General features: G+C 72.3%; 8 protein-coding genes. 2 read left to right on the top strand and 6 right to left on the bottom strand.

The genetic code is table 11. The features are described 5' to 3' along the window. Positions 1-21: 21 nt before the first annotated feature. On the bottom strand, positions 22-3189 hold the full coding sequence (locus tag ACOOHF_RS09905; RefSeq protein WP_420461532.1) for a glycoside hydrolase family 3 N-terminal domain-containing protein: 3168 nt from the start codon (positions 3187-3189) through the stop codon (positions 22-24). 67 nt (positions 3190-3256) lie between these two features. Here ACOOHF_RS09905 and ACOOHF_RS09900 point away from each other — a divergent pair, with 67 nt between their 5' ends. Continuing rightward, entirely contained in the window at positions 3257-4486 is a 1230-nt protein-coding gene (locus tag ACOOHF_RS09900) for an exo-beta-N-acetylmuramidase NamZ domain-containing protein (protein ID WP_420461531.1), read from the top strand. Between the two features lie 200 nt (positions 4487-4686). Continuing rightward, positions 4687-6042, top strand: coding sequence for a DUF222 domain-containing protein (locus ACOOHF_RS09895; protein WP_420461530.1), 1356 nt, complete (start codon positions 4687-4689; stop codon positions 6040-6042). Between the two features lie 24 nt (positions 6043-6066). Here ACOOHF_RS09895 and ACOOHF_RS09890 read toward each other — a convergent pair whose 3' ends face one another. The 5 genes from ACOOHF_RS09890 to tsaD all read right to left on the bottom strand — a co-directional run bounded on the left by ACOOHF_RS09890 (position 6067) and on the right by tsaD (position 15988). Further along, positions 6067-6993, bottom strand: coding sequence for a diacylglycerol/lipid kinase family protein (locus tag ACOOHF_RS09890; RefSeq protein ID WP_420461529.1), 927 nt, complete (start codon positions 6991-6993; stop codon positions 6067-6069). Positions 6994-6996: 3 nt separating this feature from the next. Beyond that, positions 6997-11754: a translocation/assembly module TamB domain-containing protein gene (locus ACOOHF_RS09885; protein WP_420461528.1), complete on the bottom strand. Its 4758-nt coding sequence runs from the start codon at positions 11752-11754 to the stop codon at positions 6997-6999. Further along, a complete protein-coding gene (locus ACOOHF_RS09880; RefSeq protein WP_420461527.1) occupies positions 11751-14000 on the bottom strand; it encodes a BamA/OMP85 family outer membrane protein in 2250 nt (749 codons plus the stop codon). The genes ACOOHF_RS09885 and ACOOHF_RS09880 overlap by 4 nt, the downstream gene beginning before the upstream one ends. Then, a complete protein-coding gene (locus tag ACOOHF_RS09875; protein WP_420461526.1) occupies positions 13997-14830 on the bottom strand; it encodes a prolipoprotein diacylglyceryl transferase in 834 nt (277 codons plus the stop codon). The genes ACOOHF_RS09880 and ACOOHF_RS09875 overlap by 4 nt, the downstream gene beginning before the upstream one ends. Before the next feature lie 72 nt (positions 14831-14902). After that, positions 14903-15988 (bottom strand): tRNA (adenosine(37)-N6)-threonylcarbamoyltransferase complex transferase subunit TsaD, encoded by a 1086-nt coding sequence (gene tsaD, locus ACOOHF_RS09870; RefSeq protein WP_420461525.1) that lies wholly within the window; start codon positions 15986-15988, stop codon positions 14903-14905. Position 15989: the final 1 nt, after the last annotated feature.

Raw genomic sequence — 15989 nt, 5'->3', positions numbered from 1 at the left:
GGATGACGAAATCGACCGAAGTCAGCGTTCCTGGTCCCGGATCGACGTCGCGACGGCATCGTGCACCGCCCGCCGGAGCGCGATGTGCTTCTGGTTGGCCCGCGTCGGGTTCACGCGGTTCGTCAGCAGGACGACGAAGAGGTCGAGTTCGGGGTCCACCCAGATGCTCGTCCCCGTGAACCCGGTGTGCCCGAACGCCGCCTCACCGAAGTAGTCCCCCGCCGACGAACGCCCGGACGGCGTGTCCCACCCCAGCGCGCGGCTGGATCCGGAGGCGCCCGCCGCCCCACCCCCGGCGTCGGCCCGCGAGTCCGCCCGGGCCACGAACTGCGCGACGATCTCCGCCGAGGGCGAGCCGAGCCTCGGCGACCGCGTCACCGCGAGGCGCGCGGGGGCGGGGCGCGCTACGGGGGCGAGATCTCGCCCTTCCCGGGCCGCCGCCAGGATCCAGGCACCGAACCGGGACAGGTCCTGCGCGGTGGAGAAGAGTCCCGCGTGTCCCGCCACGCCGCCCAGCGCGTGCGCGTTCTCGTCGTGTACCTCCCCGATCACGTGCCGCTGCCGGTACACGGTGTCCATCTCGGTGGGGGCGATCCGCCCGCGGAGGGAATTGGGGGGATTGAACCAGGTATCCCTCATCCCGAGGGGACGGAACACGGACTCGTACAGGTAGGAGTCGAACGCCTGTCCGGTGATCTCCTCCACGAGGAAGGCGAGCGTCATCGGTCCGATGTCGGAATAGACGGTCTCTCCCCCCGGTTCATGATCGGACTCGAGCGCGGCGATCGCCTCGCGGTATTCCGTCTCCCCCTCGAGCGTGCGCCAGAAGGGACGGAAGGGCGGCAGGCCGCCGCGGTGCGTGAGCAGTTGGCGGACGGTGACATCGCGCTTCCAGCCGGTCGACCACTCGGGGAGGTGCTCGCCGACCCGCGTGTCGAGCGACAGATCCCCTTGGTCGACGAGTTGCATGACGGCCGTCGCGGTCGCGATCACCTTCGTGAGCGAGGCCAGATCGTAGAGGCTCGAGTCCCGCACCTGGCGAGCGGCCGACGACCAGTCGAGACGCCCGTATCCCCGCAACCGCACGATACGGTCGCCGCGGCCCACGACGAGCGCCGCGCCGGGCGTCGCCCCGTCCCGGACCGCGGCCTCGATGAGCCGGTCCACGCGCCCGAGCGAGTTCGCGTCCATCCCCGCGTTCTCGGGCTCGTCCTCCCAGGGCCTCCGCGAGCGCCCCACGACCACTGGCCGGGTCTCTCCCGTGAAGGGCTCGAACGCGGCGTGGGCGTCCCGCGGCATGTCGGCGTTCGGATCGGCGTCCGGATCGGCGTCGGCGAGCGGCCGGAGCCCGAGTCCGTCGCCGAGTCCGTCGCCGAGGGCGTGCCACGGAGGAAGCGAGATCGGGAGCCGGCCCGGGATCGGTCCGCCGAGGAGCGCCTCGGCCGCCGCTTCCTGCGACGACTCTGCCCCGCCCCACGCGAGGAGGTACGCCTTCGCGTCGGGCACCGACGTCAGCAGGTAGGGACTCCCGAACGAGACGAGCACGGTCGTCTTCCCGCTCGCGTCGACGGCCTCCAGGAAACCCCGGATCTCTTCGGGAAGATCGGTGGTGTCGCTGGCGGCGCCGGGCCGGACGTAGGCGGAGAGGGTCACGGCATCGACCGCCCGCGCGCGGCGGACCAGCGAATCGTAGACGGCCGGGTGCGTGTCGAAGCCGACGCGCGCGCGGCGGACGCGCACGGCCTCGCCCAGCTTGCGGTCGAAGGCGCGGCCCGCGGCGAGGTCGTTCGCGCCGGCGAAGGTCACCGAGAGGACGGAGCGCGTCTCGAGGGGGTCGAACGGGATCGCCTCGTCCTCGTCCCGGACGAGCGTCATGGAGCGCATCGCGATCGTCCGGGCGATGCTCCCGTTGAACTCGGTCCCGACGAGCGTCCGCATGCGGTCCGCGTCGACCGGCGGCGCACCCCGGTGGAGGCCGGCGCGGGCCTTGAGGGTCAGCACGCGGCGGGCGGAGGCCTCGATGCGCTCGGGGGTGAGCCGTCCGGAGCGCACCGCTCCCTCGACGGCCGCGATGCTGCGCAGCGGCTCGCGCGGCATGAGCAGCACGTCGGCCCCCGCTTCGAGCGCGCGGATGGCGGCCTCGCCGTCCCCGTAGCCGTCGGCGACCGCGGCCATGTCCAGCGCGTCGGTGAACAGGACGCCGTCGAAGCCGAGGTCGCCGCGCAGCATCTCCGTCATGAAATAGGGAGACAGCGTCGCGGGCGGCGCCCCCGGGCCCAGGATCGCGGGCGCCGCGACGTGGGCCGTCATCACGGCATCAACGCCTTCGTCGATCGCCCGTCGGAAGGGGACGAGTTCGAGGCTGTCGAGCCGCGCGCGGTCGCCGGGGATCACCGCGAGCGCGACGTGGGTGTCGGTGCCGGTGTCCCCGTGACCCGGGAAGTGCTTGGCCGTCGTGAGGAGCCCCGCGCTGCGCGCGCCGCGGATGAAGGCCGCGCCCAGCGCCGCCACCCGCTCGGGATCCTCCCCGAATGACCGCGTGTTGATGATGGGGTTGGCGGGGTTGTTGTTGACGTCGAGCACCGGCGCGAAGGCGAGATGCACGCCGAGAGCCCGCGCCTCCGTGCCGGTGACGCCGCCGGCGATGCGGGCGAGGTCCTCGTCGTCCGCCGCGCCCAGCGCCATCGCGGGCGGCAGCACTGTCGCGCCGCTCATCTCGAGCATGTTGGGAAGCGCGTAGATCCCGCTCACGCGGAAGCCGGCGCCGGACTCGAAGTCGGCCGCCACGAGGAGCGGGATCCGGGCATCCGCCTGCAGCCGGTTGAGGCGCCACGCGTACCCCAGCGGGGTCCCGAGCGACATCACGATCCCGCCGATCCCGTCGTCGCGCGCGAGGGCTTCGACGCGGCTGAACTCCTCGTCGCCGGCCGGCGCGTAGCCGCCGCTCAGCCACACCATGACGAGTTGCGCCACTCGGTCGCGCAGGCTGAGGCCGGCGAGCGTCTCCTCGACCCAGTCCTGCGCGGCGGGGTCCCGCGCGGCGGGGTTCGAGCCGGCCGGGCCGGGAGCGGTGGCGCAGCCGAAGGCGGTGACCGCGACCGAGGCGCAGGCGGCCAGCCCCAGCGCGAGCGCCGGAAGAGAGGTCGCCGGCTTTCGGGGGCCGCTTTTCGTCCCTAGTCTCCGCAGCATGTCGGCCTCCGCCCTCTCCCCGTGTCCCCCATGTCCCGTTCGCCATCCTGAACCTACACGGCGCGTTGTGAGGCGGCACCCGGCCGCGCGCGCGATTCTCGCTGCGTGGGTCCTCGTCGGGTGCGGGGGAACGCCGGAGGTTCGGCCGGGGGTCGAGGTCCTGCTCGCAGACTCCTCTCATCTCATCGACGGGCGGCGGGTGGGGCTGATCACGAACCGGAGCGGGGTGGGCCGCGACGGCACGAGTTCCATCGACCTCCTCCATCAATACGAGGGGGCGGAACTCGTCGCGCTCTTCGCGCCGGAGCACGGGATCCGCGGGACGGAGGTCGGCGGCGCCGCGATCGACGACGAGACGGACGCGGCGACGGGGCTTCCCATCTACTCTCTCTACGGCGAGACGCTGGCGCCGACACCGGAGATGCTGGCGGGGATCGACGTGCTCGCCTTCGATCTCCAGGACATCGGCGCGCGCTACTACACGTACGTCTCCACCATGGCGCATGCGATGACGGCGGCGGGCGGCGCGGGGGTCCCCCTGATCGTGCTCGATCGCCCGAATCCGATCGGGGGGCTCGTGCAGGGGCCGGTGCTCGACCCGGCGTTCGCGAGCTTCGTCGGCATGTATCCGGTGCCTGTGCGGCACGGACTCACGGCGGGGGAACTGGCGCGCCTCTACCGCGGGGAGTTCGGCGTCGAGGTGGAACTGCACGTGGTCCCGGCCGCCGGCTGGTCCGCGGGGCGCTGGTTCGACGAGACGGAGCTGCCCTGGATCGCGCCGTCGCCGAACATGCCCTCGGTCGAGAGCGCCGCGCACTATCCGGGCACCTGCCTGTTCGAGGGCACCAACATCTCCGTGGGCCGCGGGACCGACGCCGCGTTCCAGCTCCTCGGCGCCCCGTGGCTGGACGGCGAAGCGTGGGCCGCGGGCATCCGGGAGCACGCGGGCGCGGCGGGGCTGCCGGGCGTCGAGATCGCGGCGGCCACCTTCACGCCGGAGTCGCCGGGTGACCGCAAGTTCGCGGGGGAGACGGTCTCCGGCATCCGCCTCACGGTGACGGACCGCTCCGTCTACGATCCCGTGCGGACCGCCGTCGCCGCCCTGCTCGTCGCCCGTCGCCTGTCGGGTTCGGCGTGGGCGTGGAGGGAGCCGCACTTCGACCGCCTCGCCGGCACGGACCGCCTCCGCCTCGCGATCGAACGCGGGGCCACGCTCGACGAGATCACCGCGGAATGGGCCGCCGACATCGCCGCCTTCGAGGCCCTCGCGCGCCCCTACCTCATCTATCCCCGCTAGCCGGCGAGCCGACGCCTCGCCGGGCGACGCGGACGTTCCCGCGGGAACGCGTGACCGCTGTCGAAAACCGCGGGAGGCCGGTGGCCGGAGAGGCGCGACGGGGAGATCCGGGAGTTGAGATCCGGTTGAGATGCGAACCGAAACTGGACCGAAAGCGACAGGTTCGCGTGCCCTCAACTCTGAGATCCGGACGGAAGACCATGCTTCACGATACTGACCCCCGCGGCGCCCGCTTCGGCGACCCCCTTGGCAACGAGATCGCCGAACTCTGCGCCCACCTCGACGCGGGCCAGTACCGGCTCCTGTCCCTCCTCCACCGCTTCGACCGCGAGGAACGCTGGAGCGGCTGGCGCTCCTGCGCCCACTGGCTCTCCTGGCGCACCGGGATCAGCACCGGCCCCGCCCGTGAGCGGGTGAGAGTCGCCCGCCGGCTCGCGTCGCTCCCCCTGACTGCGGCCGAGATGGAGAGTGGGCGCCTCTCCTGGTCCAAGGTCCGGGCCCTGACCCGGATCGCCACGCCGCAGAACGAGGAGCGGCTGGTCGACTTCGCCCTCCGCCACACGGCGAGCCAGGTGGAGCGCTTCGTGCGCGCGTACCGGTCGGCGGAGGCCGCGGCCGCCGTCGGATGGGACGGCGAGTCCGAACTCGCGCACCGCCGCCATCTCTCGGTCCAGGTGGACCACGACGGCATGTACCGGATCCGGGGCCGACTGCTGCCGGAAGTGGGCGCCCTCCTCATGCAGGCGCTGGACGCCGCCGGCGACGAACTCTACCGCCAGGAGCGGGAGGCCGATCGGGAGGCCGAGGCCGCCCCCGAGCCCGAGGCGGAGCCCGAGGCGGAGGCCGAGGCCGAGACTGAGGCCGCGTGGGAGCCGGCCCCTCTCAGGCTGCCGCGGACCCCGGTGGAGCGGAACCACGACGCCCTCGGCGCGTGGCTCGAGGAACGCACCGAGGCGAGGGTCCAGCTGGTCGTCCACACCGTGGCGGGCAATGCCGACGTCGTCGCCACCGAGGACGGTTCATGCGTTCCCGCGGGAACGTCCCGGCGCCTGTCGTGCGACGCGGAGGCGGTGCGGGTGGAGCGCGGCCTGGACGGCTCCGTGCTCGACGTCGGCCGCCGCCGGAGGACAGTGAACTGGCGGCTACGCAAGGCGCTGGACGTCCGCGACGGGGGCTGCCGCTTTCCCGGCTGCGGGTCGCGCTACACGCAGGCACACCACGCGATCCCGTGGGCGGAGGGAGGCGAGACGTCGCTCGACAATCTGATCCTGTTATGCCGGTTCCATCACCGGACGGTGCACGAGGGCGGCTGGCGAGTGAAGATGGGGTCTGCGGGCGCGGCCCACTTCCGGGACCCCGACGGAAGGCTCGTCCCGGCGGTCCCCCCGGCGCGGGACGACGTGAAGGCGCCGTGGACGACCGACGCGGGGCTGGGGCGCTGGCACCGGCAGCGGGGGATCAACCCCTGGACGGCGACCACCGAATGGGAGGGGGACCGGCTGGACCTGGACTGGGCGCTCTGGGTCCTGTGGGGACAGTTCGAGATCGCCGCCTGAGCCTCGCCTGAGCCGCGCCTGAGCCTACCGGGGGACGAGGATTCGGGCGGCGAGCGGGGCGACTTCGGCTTCGATGGGGGTCTCGCCGCAGGGTTCGCCGTCGATTTCGATCGCCACGGGGGGGTCGGCCTCGATCCGGACGCGGCGGGTCTGGAAGAAGATCATCTGGTCGTCGCCGCCGAACTGGTTTCTCGACACGCGCCACAGGAGGCGGGCGACCTCGGGGAGGTTCCGCGGGGCGTAGATGCACACGTCGATCAGTCCGTCCTGGAATGAGGCCCCGGGCGCCATCCTGAACTCCACCGGCAGGGGGCCGGCACCGAGCTGGCTCGCGTTCGCGAGCAGCACCATCGACGCCTTCACCTTCACTTCATGATCGTCCGCGATGATCCGGAAGTTTGCCGCGGGGTGGCCGATGACGTTCTTGAGGCCGCTGTACAGGTAGGCCGCGAAGCCGATCCGGCTCTTCAGTTCGGATGTGGCGCCGGCCATGATCTCGGCGTCGAGTCCGGCGCCGGCCATGAGCGCGAACAGTTCTCCGTTCGCGCGCGCGAGATCGATCTCGGTCGCCTTCCCCTCAACGGCGACGCGGACGCTGTCCTCCAGCGAAGCGGGGATATCGAAGTTGAGGGCGAGTTGATTGCCCGTTCCGAAGGGGATGATCGCGACCGGCACCCGGGTTCCCGCGACGCCGCGCAGCGCCAGGCTGACGGTGCCGTCGCCTCCCACGGCGGCGATCGCCCGGTAGCCGCGCTCGGCGGCGGCGCGCGCGACCTTGAGTCCTTCCTCCGGACCCGCGGCCTCGAAGAGGTCGAAGGGGACGCCGCGCGCCGCGAAGGCGCCACCCACCCGCCGGCGGAGCGACTTCAGCTGAGTCGCGCCGCCTCCGGCGCCGGGGTTGAGGAGCACGAGGAAGCGCTCCGAGTCGGGATACGGGTAGGGGCCTGACATCCGCTACGGGGAACCGCCGCCCAGTGCCCACTCCCGGAACAGGAAGAGCCGGAACGTGCGGTCGTTGGCGATGTTCGTTCCCCACGCGAGACCGAACAGTCGCTCGTCGAAGCGGCTCGCGGTGCGGGCCTCCACGGACCAGCTGGGGAGGAACGACCACTCCAGGGTCGCGCGCGGCGGTCCGCCACCGAGCGGTTGCCAGAATGAGAGGAAGAGGTCGTTGCTCGCGTACCACCCGAACTCCACGGCGGTGCGCTCGAACACGTTCCGGTTCGCCGCCACGCCCCCCGGGCCGCCGGCGCTGATCGACGTGAGGTTGAAGTAGGAGAGGCCGGTGGTCCCCACGAACGCCGCGTTGATCCCGGAACTCACCGTGTTGAGGATGCCCTCCTGCACCAGCCGTCCGGCCAGTTGCCGGTCGGCGGAGCGGTAGCACGGGGTCCCTACCGCGAGCAGGCACCACTGGTCCGTCTCGCCCATGGGCGGGTTGCTGGTCAGGAGCAGTTCGCTCTCCCGCATGCGGCCCGCGATGTGGGCCTCCACGATCACCGGGCCGTCGACGGTGCGGTTCCGATACTCGGCCGTGATATCGAGGTCCGGATTGAAATCTGGATCTCCGACGAACCGGATGGCTCCGTTCGTGACCCGCAGAGGTCGGACGTAGGGCGGGATTTCGATCCGGTAGGTGCCGCGCGGAATCCGGACCTCGCCCAACACGTAGATGGAGTCCGCGCCGCGGTCCAGATAGACATCGAGTCCCTCGGACACCAGTTCCACGTCCATTTGCGGCGACCGCAACCAGAGTTCGGGACCGAGGGCGACGCGCGCGTCCACGACGAGGTTTTCCAGGAACGGGTTCCGGAACCGCTGGACGATCCGGCGTTCGCTCGCGGCCTGCGCGTCGAGGAGGTCGCGGAACGGGGCGTCGCGCAGGTCGAAGACCCCCCGCGCCCGCAGGAACTCATCCTGCCGCAGGTCCCCGTCGGTGAGGACGAAGTCGCCCGTGACCTTGGGGTCGGTGTAAGAGCCGGAGAGTCGGCCGGCGCCCTCCGCCGCCATCGTCATGTCGGCCCGTGACACGCCGTGGAAGGCGGTCGTCTCGAAGTCCAGGTCGAAGACCGCGTCCCGGATCCGGGCGATGTCCACCGTACCCCGCGCGCGCGCCCAGCCGCCCAGGTCCGAGGCGATGTGGATCGAGTCGACGAAGGCCACGGAGGAGTTGCGGAATTCGGCCCCGGCGCGGACGTCGGTGAGCCAGACGCCGAGGGCCGGTATCCACGCGCGCCCGTCCATCAGGCGTACGTCGCCGGTGTAGCGGAGTCGGCGGGGAGGGCCGCGCAGGGCGAGGTCGGCGGCCGCGACGCCGGTGACCGCCTCGAGCCCACCCACGAAGAGTTGGATGAGGGCGAGCGGAAGTCGGTCGCCCGTGAGGGCGAGGTCGAACGGGTCGTCGAGGAGACGGCGCTCGACATCCACGAGGGAGAGGTCGGTCGCTACGGAGCCGCCCAGCCGGCCGAGCCGCTGGCCGGCGTCGACCAGGTCGATCGCCCCCTCGAGCCGCTGGCCGGCGTAACTGAAGCGGGAGTTGAGCGCCTCGAAGGTCTGGTTCCGGACCGACGGCCGGAGGATGTCGAGCGTCCCGTCGAACGTGGGGGAGGTGAGGGTTCCGCGGACGGTGGCGGAACCGCCGAGCGTCCCACCGACGGCCGACGTCTCCGCGAGGAGGTAGCCGAGCTGGTCGATACGGAAGCCGAACAACTCGAGCGCGAGTTCCCCGTCCCCTGCGGCGGGGATCGCTCCGTTGGCGCGCAGGCGTCCGAGCTGGCCCTCGAGCCACAGGTCGTCGACGACGAGCCCGGAATCGGAGTACACGAGGCGGGCGGGGCGGGCCAGCCGCGACTCGAGCTTGCCGAGGCGGAGGCGGAACTCGGAGAGACCGGCGCTCCACACGTCCCCTCTGGTCACATCGGCGTGGCCGGAGGCTTCGATGCTCGAATCCCGCCGCGCGTAGAAGGCGGCGCCCGTGGCTCGGGCGCCCGCCCCGGCCGCGGCGCCCGCCCCGGCCGCGGGGGCCGCCCCGGCCGCGGGGGCCGTGCGGTCGAGGCGGACTAAGAGCGAGTCGAGCGGGCGGCCGTTCAGTTCGGCGCCGGTGGCCGTGAGCCGTACGTCGAAGGCGTCCATGCCGATCGGGTCGAACTGTTCGACGCGGGCCTGAATGTGGTCGGCCTGGTAGCGGCGGAACCGCGCCCCGGTGGCCTCGATGTCGGCCGCGACCTTGAGATCTCCCCAGCGACCGGTCGCCCGGCCGCGCGCCGTGAGCCGGCCCTCGAGCCCTTCGGTGGGCGCCCCGCTCCCGGGGCCCCCCAGCACCGCCTCGATGCTGTCGAAGAGGGGCTCGCCGGCCTCCGCCGCGGCGGCGCCCGGGATCTCTTCCACGAACCAGCGGTCCCAGTCGGAGAGGTCGGCGGCGTCCGCCTCGAAGTCGATCCGTCCCTCGCGCCCCTCCGTGAGCCCGAGGCTGCCGCGCGCCAGCAACGTCCCCACGTCGGAGGCGAGGTAGAGACTGTCGATCATGGCCACGCCGTCCGCGATGTCGAACCGGACGCGGCTGTCGAAGATCTCGGCCTGATCCACCGCGGAGGAGAGGATGTCGAAGTCGAAGGCGGCCTCGAGCGTCGCGGGGTCGACGCCGGCTCCCGCCACGTGTCCGCGAATGGCGAGCCGCGACTCGGGGGCGCCCTCGATCCACTCGTTGAGGGAGAGATCGGTCCCCTCGATCCGCGCGTCGTAGCGCAACTCCTCGGAGGCGAGGTCGAATTCCCCGTCGAGCGTGATGCCGCCGAGATCGGAGTCCAGGCTCGCGTCGATGACGAGGGCCTCGCGGACCCCGCTGACCCGGACCGGACCGGTCACGCTGCCGGCGAGTTCGACGCCGGGCGCCCACGGCCGCAGCAGGGAGAGGGAGAGGGGGTTCACGTCGAGCGCCGCGTCGACGCCCGACCCGTCGAGGTCCAGCCTCCCGGCGCCCGTGAAGCGGGAGAAGTCGCCCGCCGACGACAGGTGATCCACCGCGCCGACGAAGTCCACGGCCCCGCCCGCATCGCGATCCAGCGTGAGGGTGCCATCGAAGCGTCCGCCGACCTCCAGATCCATATCGAGGAGCCGGGTCCAGCGCGGCTCGAACCGATCGAGCGTCACCTCGAGCCCGCGCAGCCCCAGGTTTGTCGCGTCGGCTGCGGGGTCGGCGTCGGCTGCGCTGTCGGTGTCGGCTGCGGGGCTGAAGGCGACGCCCCCGCGCGCCCGCAGGCGGGAGGGCATCTCCGCCCCGGGGGGCACGCCGGGGGCCTCGAGAGTGAGATCGGCGTCGACCCTCAGGTCGTCCATGTAGCCGGAGCCCCGGATGGTGCCGCGCGCCCACCCCTCGCTGCCGGCGGCTGCGGTGCTGCCGGCGGCTGCGGTGCTGCCGGCGGCTGCGGTGCTGTCGGCGGGCGCGGACTCGCGTCCCAGCAGGCGGTCCAGGCTCTCGAGGTCGAAGGGGGCCAGCCGCACATCGAGGCTCTCGAACCTGGGGCGCAGACCGAGGGCGAGGGCCATGCCGCCCGTGAGGCGGGTTTCGCCGGTCCGGAAATCGCCGTTCGAGATGTCGACGACCGTGGTCGCGCCGCGGCTGTAGAGGTCGACCCGCATCGGTCCGCCGCCGGCTTCGGGGAGGTCGATCGGGATCCAGCGCAGATCGCGGACATCGATCGGCTCGGCTTCGAGTTCGAAGCGGTGCTGCACGGGGTCGGCCCCGGCCATCCAGCCGGTCCCGCGCACCACGGAGCGATCCGTCTCGAACCGTTCGATGGAGATGTGGGCGGTGTCGCCCAGCGTGAGGCTCCCGCTGAGGCGTTCCAGCTCGAGCGGCTGGCGCACGGCGAGTAGCGTGCCGCTCAGGTTCTCGAGTTCGATCAGGAGCGGGTCGGCCGAGTCCGAGAGACGCACGAGGGGGAAGCGCCCGCGGACGTTCGAGAGTTCGTACAGGTTGTCGAACTCGCCCTCGGGGGTCTCGAACAGGGCCCACGGGGAGGTGCCGCTCCGGGCCTCCCGCAGCGCGCGCGCGCGCTGGCTTCCGCTCATCCTCGCGGTAAACGGCGTGCGGATGCGGATGCGGCCGGAGGCCACGGTCAGGTTGCGGAAGAGGAGGCTCAGGGCGCCGCCGTTCGCGGCCTGCGCCAGCGAGGCCGCGCCCGGGACCAGAGACGCCGTGGCCAGCGCCGCGGCCGGGTCGGGGGCCGGATCGGCGGCCGGGGGCGCAGGGCCGAAGATACGGTCGAAGTTCCAGCGGCCGTCGGGGTACTGCGTGAGCTGGAGGTCCAAACCGCTCGCGTGGAGACGCCGGATCTCCAGCTGCCGGCGGAGCAGCGCCAAGGGATCGTAGGCGATCGTGACGGTGTCGAGCGCCAGGAACACCGCGCTATCGGCATCGAGGATCTCGAGGCGGGAGAGGGTGAGGCCGGTGACGACGTTGCCGGAGAGCGCGGGGCCGAGCCGGACGTCGCCGTTCACGCTTCCCTCGATGGCTTCCTCGATCAGGGAGAGCGCCGCGTTGCGGCCGGGGGCGGTCCGGGTCACGAAGTACGCGGTCACGAGCGCGAGCAGGCCCAGGACCCCGATCACGGGAAGCGCGAGCCGCCGGCGCCGGCGCGCGGGCTCGGGCTCGGGCTCGGGCTCGGGCTCGGGCGTCGGCTCGGTGGGCGTCGGCAGTTCGTCGGAGGTCAAAACGCCTCACCGATCGATATGTGGATCTGGAAGCGGCGCCACATCTCGCGCAGCGGCCTCGGGTCGTCGAACCGGAACGGGTCGAATCGCACGGGCTCCTCCATCTGTATCAAGGTCCCGTCCTGCAGGGAAACGATCGCCGGCAACTCGGCCGCATACGTCGTATTGTAGCCCACATCGAGCCGGATGGAACCGATCGGGCTCGTGAACCGCAGTCCCATCCCCGGCGTCCACACGACGTGCTTCAGCTCCGTCAGGTTCTGGGAGACGCTGCCCGCGTCGGCGAAAAAGACGAGACCCCACTGGGGGCTCAGGTATCTCCGAAGCTCGAGGCTGATGTCGAGGCCGGCGTCGCCGCCCCTCGGCCGCTGGTCGAAGGCGCCGGGGTCTTCGGTCGCTATCCGCTGGACGCAGGCCTCGAAATCTCCTCCCGGACAGTCCTCGGTCGCGTCGGCGACGAGCACGCGGGGGCCGAGGAGGTTCTGACCGAAGCCGCGGACGCTCTGCGGGCCGCCGACGAAGAAGCGCCGCGAGGGGTGGACGAGCCGGTCGGCGCGGGACGAGCCGGGGGTGAAGATCCGCGTGCCGGGGAAGCGGACGATGCCGCTGCGGGCGCGCGCGGCCACCACGAGGCCGGGTTCGAGTTCGAAGAAGCCGGCGGCCTGGCCCACGATCCGCAGGTACTTGTACTGCGAGCCGGTGCTGCGGGCCGCGCCCTCGCCCTCGGCCGTGACGTAGAAGCCGCGGGTCGGGCGCAGCGGGTCGTCGGTCCGGTTCCAGACCCACCCGAGGGTCAGGGGCGCGAGCCACCGGGAACGGCTCACGGTGACGATGTCGTCGGCCTCGCAGAAGCCGAAGTTGACGCAGAAGAAGATGTCGGCGGACTGCTCGCCGAAGCCGGTGTAGGTGGGCGAGTACGAGAGGGTCGCCGTCATGGTGCGGCTCAGGCGGCGCGTGATCCCGATCTCGGCCCCCAGCGCCTCCTGAATGAAGACGTCGGGGATCGTCTCGCGCTCGATGAACAGCCGCGCCCGGAGGCTGTTCTCGCCCGAGAACACGACGGGGAGGATGAGTTCGGTCTGCAGCAGGAAGTTGAGCTTCCGGAACTCCGCGCCGGTGCCGACATCGGAGCAGGGGAAGGCGCCGCCCAGCTCCCCGGCGAAGAGGTTCGAGAGCTGGGCCGTGAGCTGCAGGCGGCGGGCGCCGCCCAGGAGGTTGCGGTGCGTGAACTGCGACTCGGCCTGCACGCAGGCGTCGGTACTCCATCCCACGCCGCCGCGTGCGGCCCGCGGCGCGGCCGGCGTGATCTGGACGACGAGGTCGATCGTCGAGTCGGCCGCCGCGCGCCCCGGCGCGGCGCCGTCCGGCCCGGCGCCGTCCGGCGGGGACGGGTCCTCCTGGCGGATCGAGGCGAAGCGGACGGCCTCGAGGCCGAAGAGATTCCGCTGGCCCTCCTGTTCCACCTCCTGGTTGTAGTACTGCCCCGGAGCGAGGGGGAAGAGGTCGCGGACCACCTTCTCGCCGAGGGCCCCGGCGCCTTCGATCCGGACCTCTCCCACGCGGAAGCGGGGGCCGGGGTGTACGTCGACTTCCACCCGCGCGGGGCCGCCGTAGACGCGGCTGCCGTCCTCCAGCACGAGCGCATCGATGTACCCCTGGCGGCGGAGAATCCGCACGAGGCTGTCCTTGCCGACCTGGAGCCGGATCCGGTCGAGGGGATCTCCCTCCGCCAGGCCGAGGAAGGCGGAGGCCTGCTCCGGGGGGAGGGTCTCGGGCAGTCCCCGGATGACGAGGCTGTCGATGAGGGTCGGCGGGCCTTCGTCGATCGTGAACCAGACGCGGGCCTCGCGGCCGTCGCCGCGGATCTCGCGATCGACCTGCGCCTCGTAGTAGCCGCGCCGGTTGTAGTACGCGCGCAGCCGGATCGCGTCCTCCGCCACCGCGAGCGTGTCGAGGTAGGCCCGGTTCTGCGCGAACCCCACGTCCACCCCCGCGTGCCTGAGCAGGCAGAACGGCAGCTGCAGGAGGAGGCTCTTGCACTCGGTGTCGCGGGTGCGGATGACCGCGCGCAACTGGCCGTCGGAGAGCGCCTGGTTGCCGATGATGTAGAGGGCGCGCACCTCGGCGCGGCGAGTCACCTCTTCGTTGGTCGGCGTCTGGCCGGCCAGCGTGGGCGGCCCGGCGAGCGCGACGGCGAGCGCCAGCCCGACGGCGAGCGCCAGCCCGACCGGAGCCGGGCGGTTCACACGGCCGCCTCTCGCGCCCGGCGGCGCAGCCTCACGACCACCGCCACGCCCGCGGCGAACATGACGATCGAGATCGCCTGCGCGAGCGTGAAGCTCCCGAGGAAGCGGTCGTCCTTCGCGCGGAAGAACTCGACGACGAAGCGCTCGATCGCGGCGAGCGCCAGCCAGAGGCCGAACAGCCACCCCTGGACGTGCGGGTGCCGGCGCAGCCGCCACAGGATGAAGAAGATGATGAGCGAGAGCCCCGTCTCGTAGAGCTGCGTCGGATGGACGGCGAGGACCTCGATGTCGGGGAGCGCGGGGTCCACCTCGGCGCCGAAGCGGCGGAGGTTGCCCGCGGTCGAGGGCGGCAGCCCGTTGGGAAAAGCCATGCCCGCGAAGGAGTCGGTCGGCCGCCCGTAGTCGTCGCCGACGAGGAAGCAGCCCATGCGACCGATCCCGTAGGCGAGGGAGAGGGCGGGGGCGACGGCGTCCACCGCGAGGCCGCGCGCGACGGGACGGCGGCCGAGGACCCACATGACGCCGAGGAAACCGCCGATGAAGCCGCCGTACCAGACGAGTCCGCTGCGCGAGAAGATCATCCCCAGCGGGTCGACGGCCGTGCGGTCCCAGTTCAGGAGCACGTAGTAGATCTTGGCCCCGACGATGCCGCCGATCAGCGCCCCGATCAGCATGTCGGCCGCGAGGTCGCGGCCCGCGCCGAGACGGTCGGTCTCCGCGCGCAGGACCATGTATCCCGACAGGAAGGCGAGCGCCATCAGGAGTCCGAAGGACGTGAGCGTGAACTCGCCGATCAGCGGCAGGTTCAGGGTGAAGAGTTCAGGAAACACGTTGGCACACTCCCTCGGGTCACGGGCTGCCGACCGGGCCGGGCCGGACGGCGGATCGGGTCGGGCGGCGGATCAAGCCGGGTCCTGGACCAGGCCGGGAAACGCGAGGCCCGCCTCGGCGTTGAGCGACCACGGGCTTCGCTCGCCGTTCGCCAGGCGGTGACGCGCGACGGCGGCGATCATGGCCGCGTTGTCCGTCGCGAGGCGGGGCGAGGGGGCGTACAGCTCCCCGGACGAGCCCAGGCGCTCCGATAAACTTTTGCGCAGTCGGGAGTTTCGCGCCACTCCGCCCCCCAGAACGACCCGGCGGCAGCCCGTCTGCTCCACGGCTCGCAGCGTCTTCGCGATGAGCACATCGACGACCGCCTCCTGGAACCCCGCGGCCAGATCGGGCACGGCCTCCTCCAGTGTCCCGTCGGCTTCCCGCTCCGCCGCGATGCGGGCCACCGCCGTCTTGAGGCCCGAGAACGACATGTCGTAGTACGACCGATCGCCCGGATCATCGCGCCCGGTCAGCATGGGACGCGGCAACCGGAACCGGGCGGCATCTCCGCCCGACGCGGCGCGCTGGATCTCGGGACCGCCGGGATACGCGAGGCCCAGGCGGCGCGCCACCTTGTCGAACGCCTCGCCCGCCGCGTCGTCCCGCGTCTGCCCGAGGAGCCGGTAGCGGCCCCACGCCCGCGCTTCGAGGAGGAGCGTGTGCCCGCCCGACACGAGGAGGCCGATGAACGGCGGCCGGGCCGCCGGGTGCTCGAGCGCGGTTCCGTACAGGTGTCCCTCCATGTGATGGACGCCGAGCAGCGGGAGGTCGCGGGCGAAGGCGTAGGCCTTGGCCCAGTTCACCCCCACGAGGAGGGCGCCGACGAGACCGGGGCCCGCCGTCACCCCGACGCCCGCGATCTCGTCGCGGCCGACTCCCGCCTCGCGCATCGCGTGCCGCACCATCGCGTCGAGCGACCGGATGTGCTCGCGCGCCGCGATCTCCGGCACGACGCCGCCGAACGCGGCGTGCGCGTCCTGCGAGGCGATGGCCAGCGCCCGGATGCCGGTCTCATCGACGACCGCGGCCGAGGTCTCGTCGCAGGAGGTCTCGATGCCGAGCACCGGACCGTCCCGGAACCCGAGGGCGGGCGCGTCGGCGCCTGTGGGTCTCACG

This window comes from Candidatus Palauibacter sp. (assembly GCF_965216145.1).
In the GTDB taxonomy this organism is placed as follows: Bacteria; Gemmatimonadota; Gemmatimonadetes; order Palauibacterales; family Palauibacteraceae; genus Palauibacter.
The sequence above is the reverse complement of the archived record's forward strand: the minus strand, read 5'-3'. Positions and strand labels throughout refer to the sequence as shown.

What these genes read in the sequence shown, in the direction of transcription:
- ACOOHF_RS09890 (WP_420461529.1), bottom strand. Translation starts at nt 6,993, where the DNA reads ATGTCAGGCCCCTACCCGTATCCCGACTCGGAGCGCTTCCTCGTGCTC.
- ACOOHF_RS09905 (WP_420461532.1), bottom strand. Translation starts at nt 3,189, where the DNA reads ATGCTGCGGAGACTAGGGACGAAAAGCGGCCCCCGAAAGCCGGCGACC.
- ACOOHF_RS09895 (WP_420461530.1), top strand. Translation starts at nt 4,687, where the DNA reads ATGCTTCACGATACTGACCCCCGCGGCGCCCGCTTCGGCGACCCCCTT.